21 protein-coding genes are annotated in these 17,684 nt (G+C 45.4%); 14 read left to right on the forward strand and 7 right to left on the reverse strand.

All coding sequences use genetic code 11. From position 1 onward, the window contains the following. Nucleotides 1-10 precede the first annotated feature (10 nt). Entirely contained in the window at nucleotides 11-649 is a 639-nt protein-coding gene (gene cysC / locus ACT89M_RS09340) for an adenylyl-sulfate kinase (protein ID WP_090920009.1), read from the reverse strand. 148 nt (nucleotides 650-797) lie between these two features. On the opposite strand from cysC, the gene ACT89M_RS09345 reads away from it, so the two are divergent. Then, complete coding sequence (locus ACT89M_RS09345; RefSeq protein ID WP_090920012.1) at nucleotides 798-1,205, forward strand: hypothetical protein; 408 nt, start codon at nucleotides 798-800, stop codon at nucleotides 1,203-1,205. Nucleotides 1,206-1,304: 99 nt separating this feature from the next. Then, nucleotides 1,305-2,084 carry a delta-lactam-biosynthetic de-N-acetylase gene (gene pdaA, locus ACT89M_RS09350; protein ID WP_308722129.1) on the forward strand — a complete coding sequence of 260 codons (780 nt, stop codon included), beginning with the start codon at nucleotides 1,305-1,307 and terminating at the stop codon, nucleotides 2,082-2,084. Between the two features lie 160 nt (nucleotides 2,085-2,244). Here pdaA and ACT89M_RS09355 read toward each other — a convergent pair whose 3' ends face one another. Both ACT89M_RS09355 and ACT89M_RS09360 read right to left on the reverse strand, forming a co-directional pair. Next, complete coding sequence (locus tag ACT89M_RS09355) at nucleotides 2,245-3,093, reverse strand: DegV family protein (protein ID WP_154886796.1); 849 nt, start codon at nucleotides 3,091-3,093, stop codon at nucleotides 2,245-2,247. A gap of 111 nt (nucleotides 3,094-3,204) precedes the next feature. Continuing rightward, a complete protein-coding gene (locus ACT89M_RS09360; RefSeq protein ID WP_154958219.1) occupies nucleotides 3,205-3,624 on the reverse strand; it encodes a hypothetical protein in 420 nt (139 codons plus the stop codon). A 184-nt stretch (nucleotides 3,625-3,808) separates the two neighbouring features. Here ACT89M_RS09360 and ACT89M_RS09365 point away from each other — a divergent pair, with 184 nt between their 5' ends. Then, nucleotides 3,809-4,195 (forward strand): DUF423 domain-containing protein, encoded by a 387-nt coding sequence (locus ACT89M_RS09365; protein WP_154886792.1) that lies wholly within the window; start codon nucleotides 3,809-3,811, stop codon nucleotides 4,193-4,195. 99 nt (nucleotides 4,196-4,294) lie between these two features. On the opposite strand, the gene ACT89M_RS09370 is transcribed toward ACT89M_RS09365, so the two are convergent. Beyond that, nucleotides 4,295-4,894 (reverse strand): hypothetical protein, encoded by a 600-nt coding sequence (locus ACT89M_RS09370; protein WP_221786440.1) that lies wholly within the window; start codon nucleotides 4,892-4,894, stop codon nucleotides 4,295-4,297. Between the two features lie 245 nt (nucleotides 4,895-5,139). Between ACT89M_RS09370 and ACT89M_RS09375 the strand changes: the two genes are divergently transcribed. Continuing rightward, a complete protein-coding gene (locus tag ACT89M_RS09375; protein ID WP_154886788.1) occupies nucleotides 5,140-5,493 on the forward strand; it encodes a hypothetical protein in 354 nt (117 codons plus the stop codon). Beyond that, nucleotides 5,487-5,789, forward strand: a complete 303-nt coding sequence (locus ACT89M_RS09380) for a YunC family protein (protein ID WP_154887430.1) — start codon at nucleotides 5,487-5,489, stop codon at nucleotides 5,787-5,789. Before ACT89M_RS09375 ends, ACT89M_RS09380 begins: the two co-directional genes overlap by 7 nt. A gap of 133 nt (nucleotides 5,790-5,922) precedes the next feature. Here the strand turns inward: ACT89M_RS09380 and mtnA are convergent, their stop codons facing one another. Together mtnA and mtnK are read right to left on the reverse strand one after the other, a co-directional pair. Beyond that, complete coding sequence (gene mtnA, locus ACT89M_RS09385; RefSeq protein WP_123064994.1) at nucleotides 5,923-6,987, reverse strand: S-methyl-5-thioribose-1-phosphate isomerase; 1,065 nt, start codon at nucleotides 6,985-6,987, stop codon at nucleotides 5,923-5,925. Nucleotides 6,988-7,010: 23 nt separating this feature from the next. Then, entirely contained in the window at nucleotides 7,011-8,228 is a 1,218-nt protein-coding gene (gene mtnK, locus ACT89M_RS09390; RefSeq protein ID WP_308722128.1) for an S-methyl-5-thioribose kinase, read from the reverse strand. A 297-nt stretch (nucleotides 8,229-8,525) separates the two neighbouring features. Here mtnK and ACT89M_RS09395 point away from each other — a divergent pair, with 297 nt between their 5' ends. The 9 genes from ACT89M_RS09395 (at nucleotide 8,526) to ACT89M_RS09435 (ending at nucleotide 16,519) form a co-directional block, all read left to right on the forward strand. Then, a complete protein-coding gene (locus ACT89M_RS09395; RefSeq protein WP_090920097.1) occupies nucleotides 8,526-8,987 on the forward strand; it encodes a Dps family protein in 462 nt (153 codons plus the stop codon). 153 nt (nucleotides 8,988-9,140) lie between these two features. Then, nucleotides 9,141-9,719, forward strand: a complete 579-nt coding sequence (locus ACT89M_RS09400) for a DUF1802 family protein (RefSeq protein ID WP_308722127.1) — start codon at nucleotides 9,141-9,143, stop codon at nucleotides 9,717-9,719. Between the two features lie 443 nt (nucleotides 9,720-10,162). Beyond that, nucleotides 10,163-10,945 (forward strand): Fe-S cluster assembly ATPase SufC, encoded by a 783-nt coding sequence (sufC, locus tag ACT89M_RS09405; protein ID WP_090920103.1) that lies wholly within the window; start codon nucleotides 10,163-10,165, stop codon nucleotides 10,943-10,945. A 24-nt stretch (nucleotides 10,946-10,969) separates the two neighbouring features. After that, a complete protein-coding gene (sufD, locus tag ACT89M_RS09410; protein WP_308722126.1) occupies nucleotides 10,970-12,274 on the forward strand; it encodes a Fe-S cluster assembly protein SufD in 1,305 nt (434 codons plus the stop codon). Continuing rightward, complete coding sequence (locus ACT89M_RS09415; RefSeq protein WP_090920108.1) at nucleotides 12,271-13,491, forward strand: cysteine desulfurase; 1,221 nt, start codon at nucleotides 12,271-12,273, stop codon at nucleotides 13,489-13,491. Before sufD ends, ACT89M_RS09415 begins: the two co-directional genes overlap by 4 nt. Beyond that, nucleotides 13,481-13,912, forward strand: coding sequence for a Fe-S cluster assembly sulfur transfer protein SufU (gene sufU / locus ACT89M_RS09420; protein WP_090920111.1), 432 nt, complete (start codon nucleotides 13,481-13,483; stop codon nucleotides 13,910-13,912). The genes ACT89M_RS09415 and sufU overlap by 11 nt, the downstream gene beginning before the upstream one ends. A 20-nt stretch (nucleotides 13,913-13,932) precedes the next feature. Next, entirely contained in the window at nucleotides 13,933-15,330 is a 1,398-nt protein-coding gene (sufB, locus tag ACT89M_RS09425) for a Fe-S cluster assembly protein SufB (RefSeq protein WP_090920114.1), read from the forward strand. 155 nt (nucleotides 15,331-15,485) lie between these two features. Next, entirely contained in the window at nucleotides 15,486-16,196 is a 711-nt protein-coding gene (locus tag ACT89M_RS09430) for a M23 family metallopeptidase (RefSeq protein WP_186809564.1), read from the forward strand. Between the two features lie 182 nt (nucleotides 16,197-16,378). Further along, nucleotides 16,379-16,519 (forward strand): hypothetical protein, encoded by a 141-nt coding sequence (locus tag ACT89M_RS09435; protein WP_167375722.1) that lies wholly within the window; start codon nucleotides 16,379-16,381, stop codon nucleotides 16,517-16,519. A gap of 83 nt (nucleotides 16,520-16,602) precedes the next feature. On the opposite strand, the gene ACT89M_RS09440 is transcribed toward ACT89M_RS09435, so the two are convergent. Continuing rightward, nucleotides 16,603-17,649, reverse strand: a complete 1,047-nt coding sequence (locus ACT89M_RS09440; protein ID WP_090920120.1) for an HD-GYP domain-containing protein — start codon at nucleotides 17,647-17,649, stop codon at nucleotides 16,603-16,605. Nucleotides 17,650-17,684 lie beyond the last annotated feature (35 nt).

Consider the following 17,684-nt stretch of genomic DNA (forward strand, 5'->3'; position numbering starts at 1 on the left):
TTGAATTGAATTAATAAGTCAGAGATGAGTTGGTCTGTACAGGAAGATGTAAGGCACCGATTCGTTGCAGATGTTGCACAATTTCTTGAACAGCTTCCTCAATGTTGCATTGTTCGGTATCAATGACGAATGAAGGAGAGGTTGGGATATCGTAGGGAGCAGATATACCAGTAAAATGAGGGATTTCACCTTTGCGAGCTTTTTTGTAGAGTCCCTTGGGATCACGCCGCTCACATTCTTCAATAGAACAACGAACATAAACCTCGATGAAATCCTCCGGTTCAAACAGCTGCCTGACCATCTCCCGATCCTGTGCGTGGGGGGAGATGAATGCCGAAAGCACAAGTAGTCCCGCATCTACCATCAACTTGCTTACTTCTCCGATGCGACGCAGGTTTTCCTGCCGATCTGCAGCGGTGAAACCGAGATCCCGATTCAATCCATGCCGTACATTGTCACCATCAAGCACATAACAGCGAACACCTTGTTCATGCAGGGTTCTCTCCAGTGCAAATGCAATGGAGGATTTGCCCGCTCCGGATAAACCTGTAAACCATATCGTGCGACTGCGATGTCCGTTGTTATTCTCCCGATCCTGTCGATTTAGACTCGATGCTTGCCAAGTAATATGACGATCTTCCTTCGACATGTTATCCCACCTCTTTTCAACTAATCCTATGTATAATATTTTAACATATTTGCTAGATTATAGACCATGAAAATTATCCGTCAAAGAAGCGTGAACCGTCTGTATATCGGGTATAGATGTTATACACAGAGAGCAGGAGGACAAGATCATGAGTGACAACATTCAAAATATTCAGGTAGGGTTCATATGCCCTGATTGCGGGCAGGAAGTGAACACCTATTTTGTGCAGCAACAAGTGAACACAGTTCGCTGCGAAGGCTGCAATCGGGCTTATACACTCATGAAACCGACGATCGGAGATGAAATTTTGCTGGATTGGGAGCAGGAGGCTCTATATCATAAATTACGTGCTGAACGCTCTGAAAAGGACAATCATAACATGTCAGCACTCATCATCAAAGTGATAGAGCTTCTAACCTGGCGGGATCAAGGGGACGGTCAGACTCGTGCAATCCAGACGGTAAAAGATTGGCTGGCTACTAGCGGTAAACCTCAGACTTTACTTGAGCTTTTCCATCAACCAACGCAGTCCTCACGCGAGAATAAACGGATATAACGCTAATGATTACATAATATAGACGCTCTTGCGGCATATTACCTGAAGGTGTTTGTGACCATTAAACAAACTGAAATTTCAGGGACAGGAGCGGATAACATGAAGCGAACGGTGCTATATCTGCTGCTCGGCTTGTTCACCATTAGCATGCTGGCATCGCAGGCAGAAGCATCTCCCATTAATGGAGCATACCACTTTGGCTTTAAAAAAAGTCAGAATGGCGAACTGCCTTCCATTGATCAGGAAGGTTTCAAGTCTATTTTGGAGCATAATCATGCCATTTTCTTGGGGGATACCAAACAAAAGGAACTGTATCTGACTTTCGATAATGGGTATGAGAATGGGTTCACACCTGCAATACTGGATGTGTTGCGAGCGAAGAAGGTACCGGCAGCTTTCTTTGTTACAGGACATTATTTGAAGGATCAGCCGGATCTTGTCAAACGTATGGCTGCCGAAGGGCACATTGTCGGGAACCATTCCTGGAGTCATCCGGACATGACTCGAATTTCCAATACACAAATTAAAGAGGAACTGGAAAAAGTGAAATCTGAAGTGCGCCGTCTCACGGGGCAACAGGCTACATTTTTGCGGCCACCTCGCGGTATTTTCAACAATCGTACACTTGCTGAGAGTTATGCTCAGGGATATGTCAATGTGTTTTGGTCTGTAGCCTATAAGGATTGGGACACGAATGTACAGCGTGGTGCACAGTATGCTCATCAACAGGTGCTGAAACAGCTTCATCCGGGGGCTGTCATCTTGCTACATTCCGTTTCGAAAGACAATACGGAGGCACTTGGAGCAATCATTGATGAGGCACGCAAGCAAGGTTATGGATTCAAAAGTCTGGACGATCTGAAGACCAGAACCTATTAACGATCAAATCAAGCGGGCAAGACGAGCATGGATTAAGTTAGTTTTAGTTGAGGTCTGGGTATCAAAGAAAATAAGCTTATTTAGTTGTCATCCCCAACCCAATAAAGGACATGCCTAGCAATCTGCTGAGCATGCCCTTTATTTGTTGTTACCATTCGTCCTAATGAATCGTGTTATAGATTATTCCGGTCGTTTTGGGTCCGCAATGACTGCAAACGACGCAACCTGCCGTAGTTAATTCTACGCGCGCTCCGGTTTGCTCCTGCAGCGTCTTTTTCAGGTTTAACGCATCTTCCTCAGCCATGGTATGAACAACGATCACTAAATCCCGATCAATCTGTTCTTTATTGCTGAGCGTATTTTGCAACATTTGTTCCAGCGCCTTTTCTCGTTTACCGCGTACTTTGTAGGCGGGGGACATCTTACCATCGGTTACCCGAATGACGGGACGGATTTTAAGTAGGCTACCAATCAGATTTTGCATACCGGAGCAACGTCCGCCTTTATACAAGTATTCCAGAGTATCGATAACAAACTCTGTACGCACCGTTGGTTTCATGGCTTCAATCTGCTGCGTAATCTCGGCCAGCGTTTTTCCTTGTTCTGCTGCATACACAGCTTTCATTACCATCAAGCCAATGCCTGAGGAGAGATTTTTGGAATCCACTACAGAGATGCGCCCCTCTGGAAATTCAGAACTGGCGAGCAGAGCGTTCTGATAGGTTGAAGAAAGCTCAGAAGATAAGGAGATGTAAAAAATATCGTCGCCTTGTTCTATGTAAGGTTGAAATGCGGTCATGAAATCAGCGGGTGAAGGTGCTGCTGTTTTGGGCAGAGAACCATGGCGACTTACACGTTCGTACAATTGCTCTGGTTTGATCTCTTGTCCGTCCTTCAGGGATTCTTCACCAAACACCACATACAAAGGAATGATGCCGATTTCGTACTGCTGGATCCACTCCGGAGCCAGATCACTGGTGCTGTCCGCAAAAATTTTAATTCGTGGCATGTCAATCTCCTTTTGAATTCAAATATTTGGTCATTCATATGTTAAGTATAACGGGGCAAAGGTTAAGCCACCTAGCTTAATTATAAAGAACCGGGGCTCTCAAGGAAAGCATTACGTCAAGTATATACCGCCAAGTACAAGCACTGTGAAAAACAAAATAAGTAGTCCACTCAGAATCGTGCCAATAACGGCAAAGACTTTCTTGCGATTTTTGAGCGCTAATCCAATAATCCCAAGAATGAGGCCGATGAGATTAAAAACCAGGCAGACAAGAAAAGCCAAAGAACCTAGAACGAATGCCGGATGAATAGCGAGTTCTTCCCGGCTGATTGACGATCCGAGGAGTTCAATGGAGTTATTCAGTACAAGAGACATCAACACAAATGTTACGAGATGCCCTAGAAAACCAACCAGTCCAATAACAAAACTTGCGATCCCCGGCCCTGAATGTTTGAGAGGTATTCCATTGATTTCTGCTGATTCTGGCGGGAGTGTATAGTCATCTGAGTTTGGTGAATTGTAATTATTCATTAGGGCACGCTACCTCCTTAAAAGATATCATGATTTGTATAGAATACTGAATGTTTATTACCCTGTATAGTGTCCAGCGATTCTAGATTAGATATGCATAAGGCATTTCTTTTACTTTAGAGCTTGAATTCGCTACAATATATGGAGTAATGGCGTTCGAAACGAATCAAGGGAGAGAGTGGATATGCAACGGAGATGGATGATGCTTGGAGCCATATTAACGATGCTGTCGGTGGCTATTGGTGCATTCGGTGCACATATGCTTAAGGACAAAATTGGTGCAAGTGCAATTGCTACCTACGAAACAGGGGTACAATACCACATGATTCATGCGCTTGCTTTGCTAATTGTAGGATTAACTGCTGGGCAGCTCGGAGCATCAACGAAGCTGAAATGGGCAGCGCGTTTGCTTTTCGCGGGTATCATCATTTTTTCAGGAAGCCTCTATGTACTTAGCATCTCGGGTATCAAAATTTTAGGAGCGGTCACACCGATCGGTGGCGTAGCTTTTATTGCTGGCTGGCTGCTGTTTGCAATGGATGTCTGGCAACGGGGCAAGACCAGTCTGTAGCAGTCTTTGTTAAAGAATAATCGTATAACAAAAGCAACCTGTGCCCGAATGTTTACCGCATTCCAGATCAGGTTGCTTTTTTTGTTTGAATCTTTAAGGCTACAGTAAGAACTCATCTATTTCGTTTGTTCTGAATGTGTAAACTTGTTTTTCATCCACATGATAAATGCTAACCACATTGTTATCCCGATCAAAATTAAGTATTCGACAAGGAATGCTCTGATGCTTGCCATGTTTGTTGTTTACGACAATTCGGGTGAGACGATTTTCTTTAATTAAGGATTCAATCCAGGCATCGAACGAATTCGAATCAGCGACATGGGAAGTGTCTGCAGTAGACTTTTTCTTGTCAACTTTTGAATTTGATTCCTTGGCAACTGGTTCTTGTGGTTGTGATTTGGACGAAACCGAATCAACGATATGGTCTGACTTGTTGGAGTTTAACTGTGCGTTGGAAAATTGTGGTGAATCAAGGAAATTCTGATTAGAGTCAGTAGAAGCTGTTTTAGCCTGAGTCATAGCTTCAATGATTTGACCAAGCACAATTCCGGAGTGAATCCGAAAGTCCGCAATTTGTTCTTCTTTGTTTATGAACTCGATCAGGGACTGCAGTGCCAATGCATTTGAACGGCTCTTAATAAGTATATCGACATTAAATAAATAGCCGACGTCATCTTGATTGGATAAGGTTTGTTTCATTCATCCCAGCCCCGTTAAATAATGTGTAAGCACGTATGTACTCTAATATACTATAGCACTAATATGATGGAAATCATAGTACCAAAGACTTAGAAATCGGTTAATTTTAGAACTCAGAATGATCCTTTGTTTTCCTCATATATTCTTCTTTTTTCATCCCGTGATCAAACCCTTTGCAGGCTTCATGAACCTGACCTACAACTATAATTTAGTAATCAGGACAGGAAGAAGCAGGGGAATAGGGCATGAACATTTCATATCAGAATCGATTGAGATACGTATATAAGGTCACTTCGTCACGAATCCGCAAAGCGAATTATCATCTGAATTTAACGTACCATGACGCCTCGATAAACGGAGAACTAGCAGCAATTGGAAACCATCAGGTGTTTCGATTCATTGATCAGTTGCGTTCACAGAAAAGAATGGAAGAGCAGTGGATAGAGATTCAACATGAACTCCGACGCGTCAAAGCCTTGAAGACGACAGTTCAGCATAACTTTTCTCTTTTCACGGCAGGTGTCCACACGACGATTCACCAAGAGGCATACAATTATCGTGATCTGTTGAAGAGGAGGTGGATCGTGAGATTATGGTGACGATGGAGCCGATTGTGGTGGGAGAACACGTACTCGTTGGGGTAGAAGTGAAACTTCCCAAAACGACACTGTTAACGATTAATACATCCAAAGGGTACATCATGTGCGGCGCCCTTGATGTGGGGTTATTGAATGAGAAGCTGGGCGATCGCAAAATTGTGGCCGCACGGGCCGTGGGTGTGCGAACATTGGAGCAACTGCTTCATGCACCAATGGAATCGGTGACGACTGAGGCAGAGACTATGGGGATTACAGTAGGGATGACAGGTGTAGAAGCATTGTTAAAAATGATCTGAAGTACGTGCCGGTTTCATTCGGCACCATAGAAATAGAACAGAAAAAAGGGACGAAGTCGGAGGCATCCGTCTTGTCCCTTTTCTTTACAGACCCACAACAATGGTTGCTATATGGGTTATCTGATATATTTTTTTATTCCGCAAATAAAGCCGCGAGGTTCTCCTGGAAAGGCGCACGCACAATACCTTTTTCCGTAATAATTGCGGTAACATATTCGTTAGGGGTAACGTCAAAGGCTGGATTAAACACCTTAACGCCCTGCGGTGCAGTACGCTTCCCAAATCCTTCGGTCACTTCCTCAGCTGCACGTTCTTCGATTGGAATCAGATCGCCGGACGTTGTGGACAAGTCAATGGTTGATAATGGACTTGCTACATAAAAAGGAATATTATGCGCTTTGGCCAGTACAGCCAGGCTGTATGTACCAATTTTGTTGGCAACATCCCCGTTTGCTGCGACCCGATCCGTCCCCACAATGACAGCTTGTACCCAGCCTTTGGACATGACCATACCTGCCATGTTGTCACAGAGTAACGTTACGTCAATTCCGGCCTGTTGTAGCTCAAATGCAGTTAAACGGGCGCCTTGCAGAACGGGACGTGTCTCGTCAGCGAATACCTTCAGATGAATGCCGCGCTCTTGAGCTAGATACATCGGAGCGGTTGCCGTACCGTATTTCGCTGTCGCCAGACCTCCTGCGTTACAGTGTGTAAGTACACCCATTCCATCCTCAAATAAAGGCAGGGCATGTTCACCGATCATGCGGCATACTTCTTCGTCTTCCTTCTGAATTAACAACGCTTCTGCTTCAAGCGCATCTGTGCTTTCATCCAGACTTAGACCAGCTTCTACGACTTGGTTAGCCTTTTGCATCATGCGATCTAATGCCCAAAACAGATTAACCGCTGTTGGACGTGATGTTGCCAAATGTGCACAGACGGATTTGACATGATCCAGCCAGCCTTGGATAGCGATGCCATCATAGGCTTTGGCTCCGAGCACTACGCCGAAGGCTGCGGCAATACCAATGGCAGGTGCGCCGCGTACTTTCATGGAATGGATGGACTCCCATACTTCTTCAGGAGTGTAAAGTTTCAGCATCAGAATCGTTTCGGGCAACAGACGCTGATCGAGCATTTCAAGCTTGTCCTTTTTCCAATTGAGCGAAGACAGAGGCTGATGTTCAGGGGTTGTCATGAATGTTCCTCCGTTCAATAATGTTAGACTTTAACCGTTACGAGGGCAGAAGATACCAGATCTAGAACCTCACCGATTGTATTTACGTGCCGATTGTTCTTAATCAAGGCTTTACCAACGGCCAGTGCCTTGCGCTGTGCATGTTCACGTTCAGTAGCATCCGTAATGGTATCGATATCAGCGACGTGGGCAAGTCCTACGATGCGACGTACCATTTTAGCCCCGGCAAAACCGATCGTATCTCGAAAAAGCTGCTGTACATACAGGTTTTGATAACCTGGCGTTTTAGCCATTGGGTCAACGAGAGCGGTAGTCCACAGTGCGCGGAAACGAGTATCGAATTCAGTCCAGACATCACGTACCATGTCCAGTAACTCTGTTGCACGTTCATTCCGTGTAGACTGATCCTGATAACGGCCGGACAGCGAAACATAATGAAGAAGCAGGTTCGCCAGCACGGCGCCTACGTCAAAACCCATCGGCCCATAGAAAGCAAACTCCGGATCAATGACTTTGGTCGACTCGGAAGTTACAAAAATACTGCCTGTATGCAAGTCCCCGTGAAGAAGGGCTTGTCCATGGGTCAGGAATTTTTCCCTGAGCAGGGCGATCTCCAAATGCAGTGCTTCGTCGGTACGAAGAGCTTCCGCTTCATCTTCAATCGCTGTTTCATAGTTGTTATTTTGTGCAATCCGATACGGTTCATCAAAGATCAGGTCTTCTGTTATTTTACATTGGTCAGGGTTGACGAATCGTCCCTGCTGTTCTTTCTTCTGTTGTTGGTTCATGCCGAGGTCTGAAGTGAAGAAGAGGGTTCTCGCCATAAACTCTCCGATATGCTGAGCGAAAAGAGGGTAGGAAGCTCCGTCAATCAGACCCTTGCGCATAATAACATGGTCACTTAAGTCCTCCATGACCGTTAATGCAAGATCATCGTCATAATGATACACTTCGGGCACCATTCCAGGGCACAGACGATATTCTTCCTGCAAAATTTCACGTTCAATGCGAGCACGTACGAGGGAAAGCGGCCAGGATTCGCCAACCACTTTCGCATAAGGAAGCGCCTGTTTGATAATGATACTTTTATCGGAGTTCTGATCCGTGATATGGAAAACGAGATTCAGGTTGCCGTCACCGATCTCACGACAATCCAGATTCGCATCTGCCGTAAATGGACCCGGTAAAGTTTTGGCTAATTCGATCGCTTCTTGTGGGGTTAAAGGATGATATTGAGTCAAAGGTGCCACCTCCATATATATGAAGAAACAGGAAAACCCACTTCTTTGCTTGGTTTATGACAGTATATCGGATAAAGCACGTTTTTTGAACTTTTTTTTGAGACAAGTCTGGGTTGTGGTGATTCGAAGATCAGGCTCGCGGGTAAAAATGAATAGGCTGGACGGTTGAATAAAACCGCGCCCCATAACACTTCCGCGAAATTAGCGGGTTCTGAACTTGAACTCTCTGTCTTGCGTACAGGGGAACCTGAGATAACGTGGACAGACTACATTTTAAATTAAAGGATGGGATTGAATATGGCTACAAAAAACAAAACAGATCAAGCAAAATCCGTTGAACAAGTACTTAATCGTCAGGTGGCTAACCTGAACGTACTGTATGTCAAAATCCATAACTATCACTGGTATGTAAAAGGCCCGAACTTTTTCACACTGCATGTGAAATTTGAAGAGTTCTATAACGAAATTACAGTGCAAATGGATGAAATTGCTGAGCGTTTGCTTACACTGAAAGGCAGCCCTGCAGCAACGATGAAAGAATATCTTGAGATGGCTTCGATCCAGGAAGCTTCCGGCAAAGAAGATGCGAACGCTATGGTACAGAACCTGATTGAAGACTTCGCTACACTTTCCAATGAGTATCAGGAAGGTATTGATCTGGCCGATGCGGCTGAGGATCAGCCAACTGCTGATATGCTGACAGGCTTTAAAGCGGATTTGGAGAAACATATGTGGATGCTTCGTGCATACCTGGGCTAAACCGTTTCAGGACGGACTGAGATCCGTCTGTCTGTAACCCATTCGTGGTTGATGAGTTCATCCGTAAAGTGTTCAGTGTTGCCTGCTAAAAGTTGTCAGATAAGTGTGAAGCGTCTATACTGCTGTCAAGAGTGACAGGGGAGGACGAACACAATGTTAGACACAGGAGCGATACCGGCATTAAAAGAATGGGCTTCTGCAATTCAAGCTCTGGAAAACGGTCGCCAGATCATGGTGATGCGAAAAGGCGGGATTGTGGAGGAAACGAAACATTTTGAGTTGAAAAGTCCAGCGTTTTACCTGTATCCGGCTTATGAGCATCAGCGTAAAGAACTGATCAAGTCCTCGGATCAATCCTATGTTGAAGAGTCGCTGGCCGAATGGGCGCCTGAAGCTTCAACCGTCCGCATTACATCGTATGCTGAAGTAACGCAGGATTTGGAGATTCGAGATCAGGAGATGCTGGATCGACTTCTGGAATATCATATGTGGACAGCGGATTTTGCTGAATCCCGTTTGAAGTGGAAAAAGAAAGATCCGCTCCACGTGTTGATTTTACGTGTGTACCGTTTGCAGGAACCGATGGAAATTCCCGTATTGCCAGAATATAACGGTTGCCGTTCATGGATTTCCATTCCGAATGGTTTGGTGTCGCGCGAAATGACGCCGGTGCTGAACGTTGCGGATTTTGCCGACCAGGTACAGAAGATTAACGAGACACTCAGAATGTAATCTTTTTTATGTGCAAAAACTTGTGTAAATAAAGTGTAAAGGACTTGTCCGGAAATGGATAAGTCCTTTTTCATTTTGGTGTGCAAGCTGAACAAACTGTGAAATTTGTGATTTATATCACTGTCCGGCAAATGAAAAGTTGTTTTCTAATTTGATTCAAACAGTCATTTATTATAGAATCATAAGGAATGAAGTTTCCTGAGAAGGACAAGAATTAATAGGAAATGACTTGATAATCATTGAGAATCAGTTTAGAATTATTCTAAAGTGATTGTTGCTCTACAGCATGTGAAGAAAGTATGCCTGAGAGTGGCAAGAAGAAATTGCTTTACAGATGTATGATGAAACAGAGAAAGTCAGGGGAAGCCCTGTTCAGATATAATAGGCGCTTTTTCGTTTTCGACAGTAAACATCAATTTAATCAATGGAGGGAAACAATACACATGACTACGAATTTCGTCATTGAAGGTCTGAAAGCGACCATTGAAGGTAAAGAAATCCTGAAAGGCATCAACTTGGAAATGAAAGGTGGAGAAATCCACGCGATCATGGGACCGAACGGAACAGGTAAATCCACGTTGGCTTCTGCCTTGATGGGACACCCTAAATATGAAGTAACAGACGGTACAGTCACTCTCGATGGTGAAGATGTACTGGATATGGCTGTAGATGAGCGCGCACGTGCTGGTCTGTTCCTGGCTATGCAATACCCGAGCGAAATCGCGGGTGTAACTAACTCCGACTTCTTGCGCAGTGCAATCAACGCTCGTCGCGGTGAAGGTAACGAAATTTCCCTGATCAAGTTCATCCGTCAAATGGAAGGTAAAATGAAAGAACTCGATATGAACCCTGAGTTTGCACATCGTTACCTGAATGAAGGTTTCTCCGGTGGTGAGAAAAAACGGAATGAAATTCTGCAAATGATGCTGCTTGATCCTAAAATCGTCGTACTTGACGAGATCGACTCCGGTCTGGACATCGATGCTTTGAAGATTGTTGCAGAAGGTGTAAATGCAATGAAGAGCGAAGATCGCGGCTTCTTGATCATCACGCACTATCAACGCCTGCTTAACTACATCACTCCAGACTACGTACACGTAATGATGCAAGGTCGCATCGTGAAATCCGGTGGACCTGAGCTGGCTCAACGTCTCGAGGCTGAAGGTTATGATTGGGTAAAAGCGGAACTGGGAATTACAGACGAAACTGTAGGTCAAGAAGCGTAAGGACAAAACGGAGGAGGATAATAAATGACTACACAAACAATTCTTCCGGTTGAATCTGAAGCGCTTCGCGCCTTGTCGGAAAGTAACAATGAACCCGGCTGGTTGACTGAGCAGCGGCTCGAAGCTTTGAAGCTTGCGAGTGAGCTGGCGCTTCCCAAACTGGAAAAACAAAAAATTGAACGCTGGAGTATCAGCGAGTACGGCACATATAAGGCAGACGCAGCAATCTCTTCCCTGGAAGAAGTACCTGCATCCATCAAAGAGCTGGTTCAGGATCAAGCTGAAGGAAGCCTGGTAATCCAACGTAACTCTGGTGCAGTATATTCCAAATTGTCTGCTGATCTGGCAACACAAGGTGTCATCTTCACGGATTTGGCTACTGCTGTTCGTGAACATGCTGATCTAGTCAAGCCTTATCTGAACACAGCGGTCAAAGCCGATGAACATTCCATTGCCGCATTGCATGCAGCGTTGTGGAATGGCGGGGTGTTCCTGTACGTTCCGAAAAACGTGAACATTGAAGTTCCACTGCAAGCAGTATTGCTTACAGACGATGCTTCCGCAACATTTGCGCCTCACGTACTCGTTGTTGCCGAAGCAAACAGCTCGGTTACTTACGTGGACAACTACGTGTCTGGTGAGCTCTCTGCACCGGTATTCCATAACGGAGTTGTGGAAGTATTCGTAAAATCGGGTGCAAAAGTGCGCTTTGCAACGGTTCACCAACTGAACGTTAACGTAACGGATGTATCCTTCCGCCGTGCTGTTCTGGAAAATGACAGCTCCATTGAATGGATCGTTGGTGAAATGAACAATGGTGATACGGCAAGCAACACGATGAGTGTTTTGAAGGGGAATGGGTCCACTTCGGATTCCAAAGTGATTGCTGTGGGTTCCGGTTCACAGAAGATTAACTACACAACTGAAGCACGTCACTTCGGTAAAAATACGCCAAGCCAAATGATCACACGTGCGGTTATGCGTGAAGAGGCTTCGGCAATCATCAACGGTATCACGAAAATCGAGAAAGGCGCTACAAGAGCCGACGGACAGCAAACCGAGAAAGTATTGATGCTGAGTCCTAAAGCACGCGGAGACGCCAACCCGATCCTTCTGATTGATGAGGATGATGTAACAGCAGGTCACGCGGCTTCTGTAGGTCAAGTGAATGCGGAGCAAATCCATTACTTGATGTCTCGCGGGATTAACCGTACGGATGCGGAGCGCCTGATCATTTATGGCTTCCTTGCTCCGGTGGTGGCGGATATTCCTTTGGAAGCACTGCGTACCCAATTGCAGTCCCTGATTGAGAAGAAGCTGGGACAATGAACCCATCCATTCGCGAGCAGTTCCCGATCCTCCACCAGGAAATCAATGGACACCCGCTCGTATATCTAGACAGTGCTGCGACTTCGCAAAAGCCTCGTGCTGTGATTGACGCGGTTAAACATTATTATGAATATGAGAACTCCAATGTGCATCGCGGTGTGCATACACTCGGAAGCCGGGCAACGGACGCTTATGAAGGCGCTCGTGAGAAGGTTGCCAAGTTTATCAATGCTCGTCGCACGCAGGAGATCATCTTCACACGCGGTACAACGACAGCCCTGAATTTGGTGGCTTCGTCTTATGCTCGTGCCAACTGTAAAGAAGGCGATGAAATTGTTCTTACACAGATGGAGCATCACAGTAACCTGATCCCTTGGCAACAAGTCGCCAAGGAGACAGGGGCCACATTGAAATACATTCCGCTACAGCCAGACGGCCATATTGAGTTGTCTGATGTGGAGCAAACAATCACGAACAAAACTAAAGTTGTCGCGATTGCCTATGTATCTAATGTGATGGGACTCGTGCATCCCGTTAAACAAATCGCTGAAATCGCCCATCGCAATGGTGCAGTTATTGTTGTGGATGGCGCACAAAGCACACCGCATATGAAGGTGGATGTGCAAGATCTGGACTGTGATTTCTATGCGCTGTCTGGTCACAAAATGTGCGGACCGACCGGTATCGGTGCACTCTACGGCAAAAAGGCGCTGCTGGAGTCCATGGAACCAATTGAGTTCGGCGGTGAGATGATTAATGATGTGGGATTGTACGATTCCAATTGGAAAGAACTGCCGTGGAAATTTGAAGGCGGAACCCCGATTATTGCGGGAGCAGTAGGATTGGGCGCTGCCATTGATTTCCTTGAGCAGATCGGCATGGATGAAATTGCTCATCATGAAGGTGTACTGGCCGCTTACGCAACGGAACGCCTGTCAGAGATTGATGGACTCAGCATCTATGGACCAGCTAAACGTCACGTTGGTGTAGTTACCTTTAACTTGGGAGATGTACATCCACATGATGTCGCTACCGTGCTGGATGCGAGCGGTATAGCGATTCGTGCAGGACACCACTGCTGCCAACCGCTGATGCGCTGGCTTGAAGTAAGCTCTACGGCTCGTGCGAGCTTTTATCTATACAATAACGAACAAGATGTAGATCGGCTTGTTAGCGCCTTAATCCAGACAAAGGAGTATTTTGGCGATGCAACTTGATGATCTGTACCGTCGTGTTATAATGGACCATTACAAAAACCCGCGTAACCGCGGAACGTTTGACAATGACGTCGTCACGGTGAATTTGAACAATCCAACGTGCGGCGACCGGATTTCACTGCAGCTGATGCTGAATGACGGAATCGTTCAGGAAGCCAAGTATACGGGAGAAGGCTGTTCAATCAGCATGTCTTCGGCATCGATGATGACCGAGGCTGTCAAAGGCAAGACGATTGAACAGGCGCTCGATCTGGCTAACCGTTTCTCCTCATTGATGCAAGGGGAAGAAGTCGATTTCGATGATTATGAAGATCTCGAAGCCCTATCCGGTGTGAACAAGTTCCCTGCACGCATCAAATGTGCCACTCTGGCCTGGAATGCATTACGCAAAGGAATTGACGAAGAGGACAATGTACAATAACGATAGGGAGGTCGAGCAAGATGGCTAAAAAAGCACCAGAAATGGAAGAGTATAAATATGGTTTTCGCGATGAGCATAAATCCATCTTTCAAACCGGCAAAGGTCTGACAGCGGAAGTTGTAACGGAAATTTCTAAAATCAAAAACGAACCGGAGTGGATGCTGGAATTCCGTTTGAAATCCTTGAAACAGTTCGAGAAGATGGCCATGCCTAAATGGGGCGGCGATCTGGATGGACTGGATTTCAATGATATTCAATACTATGTTCGTCCTTCGGAAAAGCAAGGAAAAACATGGGAAGAAGTTCCTTCCGAAATCAAAGAAACATTTGATAAACTGGGTATTCCAGAAGCGGAGCAAAAGTTCCTTGCTGGGGTATCGGCTCAGTATGAGTCCGAGGTTGTGTACCACAATATGCAGAAGGAACTGGAAGACCAAGGCGTAATCTTCATGGATACCGATACGGCTCTGAGAGAGCACCCGGAAATTCTGCGTGAATATTTTGCTACTGTTATTCCGCCAGCAGATAACAAATTTGCTGCGCTGAACAGTGCGGTATGGTCTGGAGGAAGCTTCATCTACGTACCGAAAGGCGTAAAATGTGAAGTGCCTCTGCAAGCATATTTCCGGATTAACTCCGAAAATATGGGCCAATTCGAGCGTACATTGATCATTGCAGACGAAGACAGCTTCGTTCACTACGTAGAGGGTTGTACTGCTCCAATTTACAGCACAAATTCCCTGCACAGTGCGGTAGTTGAGATCATCTGTAAGAAAAATGCCCGCGTTCGTTACACAACGATCCAAAACTGGGCACCAAACATCTACAATCTCGTTACCAAACGTGCGGTTGCTGAAGAGAACGCAACGATGGAATGGGTCGATGGTAACATCGGTTCCAAACTGACGATGAAATATCCTGCAGTTGTACTGAAAGGCCGTGGAGCTAAAGGTTCCGTTCTGTCCATCGCTGTTGCAGGTAAAAACCAGCACCAGGATGCAGGCGCGAAAATGATTCACTTGGCTCCGGATACAACTTCAACGATTGTATCCAAATCGATTAGTAAACATGGTGGTAAAGTAACGTACCGTGGTCTGGCTTCCTTTGGACGCCAAGCTGAGGGCGCGAAATCCAACATCAAATGTGATACCCTCATTCTCGATAATGAGTCCACATCGGATACAATTCCTTACAACGAAATCATGAATGATAACATCATGCTGGAGCATGAAGCAACGGTTTCCAAAGTGTCCGAAGATCAACTCTTCTACCTGATGAGCCGTGGGCTGACTGAAGCTGAAGCTACACAGATGATCATCATGGGCTTCATTGAGCCGTTCACGAAAGAATTGCCAATGGAGTACGCGGTTGAGATGAATCGTCTCATCAAATTTGAGATGGAAGGTTCCATCGGTTAAGACATATGTACTGAAAAAAGACGAACCGTCATGGTTCGTCTTTTTTCTTATGCCATAAAGAGAGTAATCTTTGATTGAACATGTAAAAATAAGACTAATAGCACAAGCCAATTCATAGAGTTAAGCATTTAATGGTAGAAAAAGGATGTGAGTCTATGAATGCAAACCCTTTCGAAGGGTATCGGATTACTAGTTCATTCGGCTATCGAATTCATCCTATACATGGAGGCCAGACGTTTCATCGAGGGGTAGACCTGGTCACCGAGCCTTGGAATGGGCCTGTATCTGCTTTTCTTGAAGGAACGGTACGTTTTGCAACGGAAGGACGCACAGGCTCCGGTTTTGGCGGTTACGGGCTTACTGTGGCGCTGGAGGATCATCGTGGATACTTGCATTGTTACGCCCATCTCTCTCGAATTGCCGTTAAGGTTGGTCAGCGAGTGAGGAAAGGACAACTAATCGGTTACCAAGGCAGTACAGGACAGAGCACGGGGCCCCATGTGCATTATGAGATTCGAAAAACAAGCTCGCCTTCGTACGGGTATACTGCAAGTGAAGATGGTGTTGTGGAACCAACGGCGTATTTGTTAAACGAATACGGAACGATCTCTCAGGAGGAGGGTCCGCCAATGACAAGTCAGGAAAAGCAGTTGTTCACGCTTATGCAGAAGCAATTAGAGCTTCAAGGAAGCTGGATTCAAGAACAAAAGCGATTATCCAACATGAGTTGCCCTGACTGGGCGCAGGAGGCACTGGCTTATTATCGTCCCTATATTCAGGATGACACAGGAAGTTATGACTTTTGGAGAATACTTGTGATCATGTATCGGAAGGAAACGGGAATACTGGTGCCAAAAGAGGATTGAAACTTGAAGAGCAAGGTTGGTATTAGAGCGAAGGCCATTATAGGAGCGAAGGCCAGTATAAGTGCATACCACTCATATCTTATGGGCTATGAACCAAATTGCGAAGAATGCCGTTTCGCCCAGTTCCTCTGGCAGGGAAGCGTCATATGTTAGGGTATACCTGATAAAGAGGAGGCAATCACATGAGCGAAGTAGGTTACGGCTGTAAAGGCAACGTTGGTGGTGTAGGCGGTGTAGGTGGATACAATCCATGTACTTCGGTTGGCGCGATCTTGGTACTGTTCATCCTGTTGGTTATCATCACAAAAGCATTCTGTGTGTAACTCCATCGACCGAATATAAGCAAGAGGGATCAAAGGAAGCTCGATCGAGCTTCCTTTGATCCCTCTTTTCTCTTCAATCGTATTTATTGGACGTAAATTTCAACAATGGCAATATCTCTTTCTTTCGCTAAATCGATAAAGGCCGTAGAGGTCTGAACGAGTGGGCGGAAGTAGTCAGCTGGATTGTTCATTACAATGACACCAGTTTGTCCTGTTGTGAGAAGTACTTTTTTACCAATAAAATTCGGAAGCATATGTTTGATCAGCTCTTGAGTTGCTTCGCCATTCAACTGACCAAAACTGAGGCTGTATAGCTCGCATAGAACAGAAATTAGCTCCTGTTTGGTCTGATACACCCGATTTGTTGTCATAGCGCTGTAAACGTCGGCTACAGCAGTTATACGAGCATAGGGGTGAATCTCATCTCCTCGCAAACCATGCGGATAACCACTGCCATCCTCACGCTCATGATGTTGAAGAGCAACCATGGCGATGATTTCGTCCTCTGTTGAAGCTTTGATAATATCGTAACCATAAAAGGTATGTTTTTTCATTTCTGCGAATTCTTCTGTCGTTAGTTTGCCTGGTTTATGTAAAATTTCAGAAGGAATTTTGGACTTGCCAATATCATGAAGATATCCTGCCTTGGCTACCGTAATACATTCATCCGGGCTATAACCCATCCACCCAGCGATATAAAAAGCGAGCATGCCAACCTGTAAGGAATGATTGTAGGTGTAGTCAATGTCTCCATCCAGCATAAGTAACAGGGAGACAACATCCTTTTGTTTTTCAAGCTGTCCCGTTAAGGTGCCTAATATTTCGTCAACCTGTGATTCATCAATAAAGCCTTTTTCTATGGCTTGTTCGAACAGAGATTCTGTGCCTTTGATCGTGTCGTTAAACAGATTGGTTAACAGACGGGTCTGATCGGAAGGCAAGTTTTGTTCATTAGAGTGAAGGTCGGATGATTGTTCTACATCTGCGAAATCAATTCCATGCTGCAGCAGCTTAGATATATCATCTTCGCTGAGAACGGAACCTTTCATCAGCATGTGGAGACCTGAAGTATTGTAGATATCATTTTTTAGCAGGTCGCCGGGTTTAAGATCTGTAACATGCACTCTCACGTATAAACCACCTTTTCCTCGACTAATATCGACAC

The organism is Paenibacillus sp. NN59 (assembly GCF_057597225.1).

What these genes read in the sequence shown, in the direction of transcription:
- ACT89M_RS09355 (WP_154886796.1), bottom strand. Translation starts at nt 3,093, where the DNA reads ATGCCACGAATTAAAATTTTTGCGGACAGCACCAGTGATCTGGCTCCG.
- pdaA (WP_308722129.1), top strand. Translation starts at nt 1,305, where the DNA reads ATGAAGCGAACGGTGCTATATCTGCTGCTCGGCTTGTTCACCATTAGC.
- sufB (WP_090920114.1), top strand. Translation starts at nt 13,933, where the DNA reads ATGGCTAAAAAAGCACCAGAAATGGAAGAGTATAAATATGGTTTTCGC.
- ACT89M_RS09365 (WP_154886792.1), top strand. Translation starts at nt 3,809, where the DNA reads ATGCAACGGAGATGGATGATGCTTGGAGCCATATTAACGATGCTGTCG.
- ACT89M_RS09345 (WP_090920012.1), top strand. Translation starts at nt 798, where the DNA reads ATGAGTGACAACATTCAAAATATTCAGGTAGGGTTCATATGCCCTGAT.
- ACT89M_RS09360 (WP_154958219.1), bottom strand. Translation starts at nt 3,624, where the DNA reads ATGAATAATTACAATTCACCAAACTCAGATGACTATACACTCCCGCCA.
- ACT89M_RS09430 (WP_186809564.1), top strand. Translation starts at nt 15,486, where the DNA reads ATGAATGCAAACCCTTTCGAAGGGTATCGGATTACTAGTTCATTCGGC.
- ACT89M_RS09435 (WP_167375722.1), top strand. Translation starts at nt 16,379, where the DNA reads ATGAGCGAAGTAGGTTACGGCTGTAAAGGCAACGTTGGTGGTGTAGGC.
- mtnA (WP_123064994.1), bottom strand. Translation starts at nt 6,987, where the DNA reads ATGACAACCCCTGAACATCAGCCTCTGTCTTCGCTCAATTGGAAAAAG.
- sufU (WP_090920111.1), top strand. Translation starts at nt 13,481, where the DNA reads ATGCAACTTGATGATCTGTACCGTCGTGTTATAATGGACCATTACAAA.
- ACT89M_RS09375 (WP_154886788.1), top strand. Translation starts at nt 5,140, where the DNA reads ATGAACATTTCATATCAGAATCGATTGAGATACGTATATAAGGTCACT.
- ACT89M_RS09415 (WP_090920108.1), top strand. Translation starts at nt 12,271, where the DNA reads ATGAACCCATCCATTCGCGAGCAGTTCCCGATCCTCCACCAGGAAATC.
- ACT89M_RS09395 (WP_090920097.1), top strand. Translation starts at nt 8,526, where the DNA reads ATGGCTACAAAAAACAAAACAGATCAAGCAAAATCCGTTGAACAAGTA.
- ACT89M_RS09400 (WP_308722127.1), top strand. Translation starts at nt 9,141, where the DNA reads ATGTTAGACACAGGAGCGATACCGGCATTAAAAGAATGGGCTTCTGCA.
- ACT89M_RS09380 (WP_154887430.1), top strand. Translation starts at nt 5,487, where the DNA reads ATGGTGACGATGGAGCCGATTGTGGTGGGAGAACACGTACTCGTTGGG.
- cysC (WP_090920009.1), bottom strand. Translation starts at nt 649, where the DNA reads ATGTCGAAGGAAGATCGTCATATTACTTGGCAAGCATCGAGTCTAAAT.
- ACT89M_RS09370 (WP_221786440.1), bottom strand. Translation starts at nt 4,894, where the DNA reads ATGAAACAAACCTTATCCAATCAAGATGACGTCGGCTATTTATTTAAT.
- sufC (WP_090920103.1), top strand. Translation starts at nt 10,163, where the DNA reads ATGACTACGAATTTCGTCATTGAAGGTCTGAAAGCGACCATTGAAGGT.
- sufD (WP_308722126.1), top strand. Translation starts at nt 10,970, where the DNA reads ATGACTACACAAACAATTCTTCCGGTTGAATCTGAAGCGCTTCGCGCC.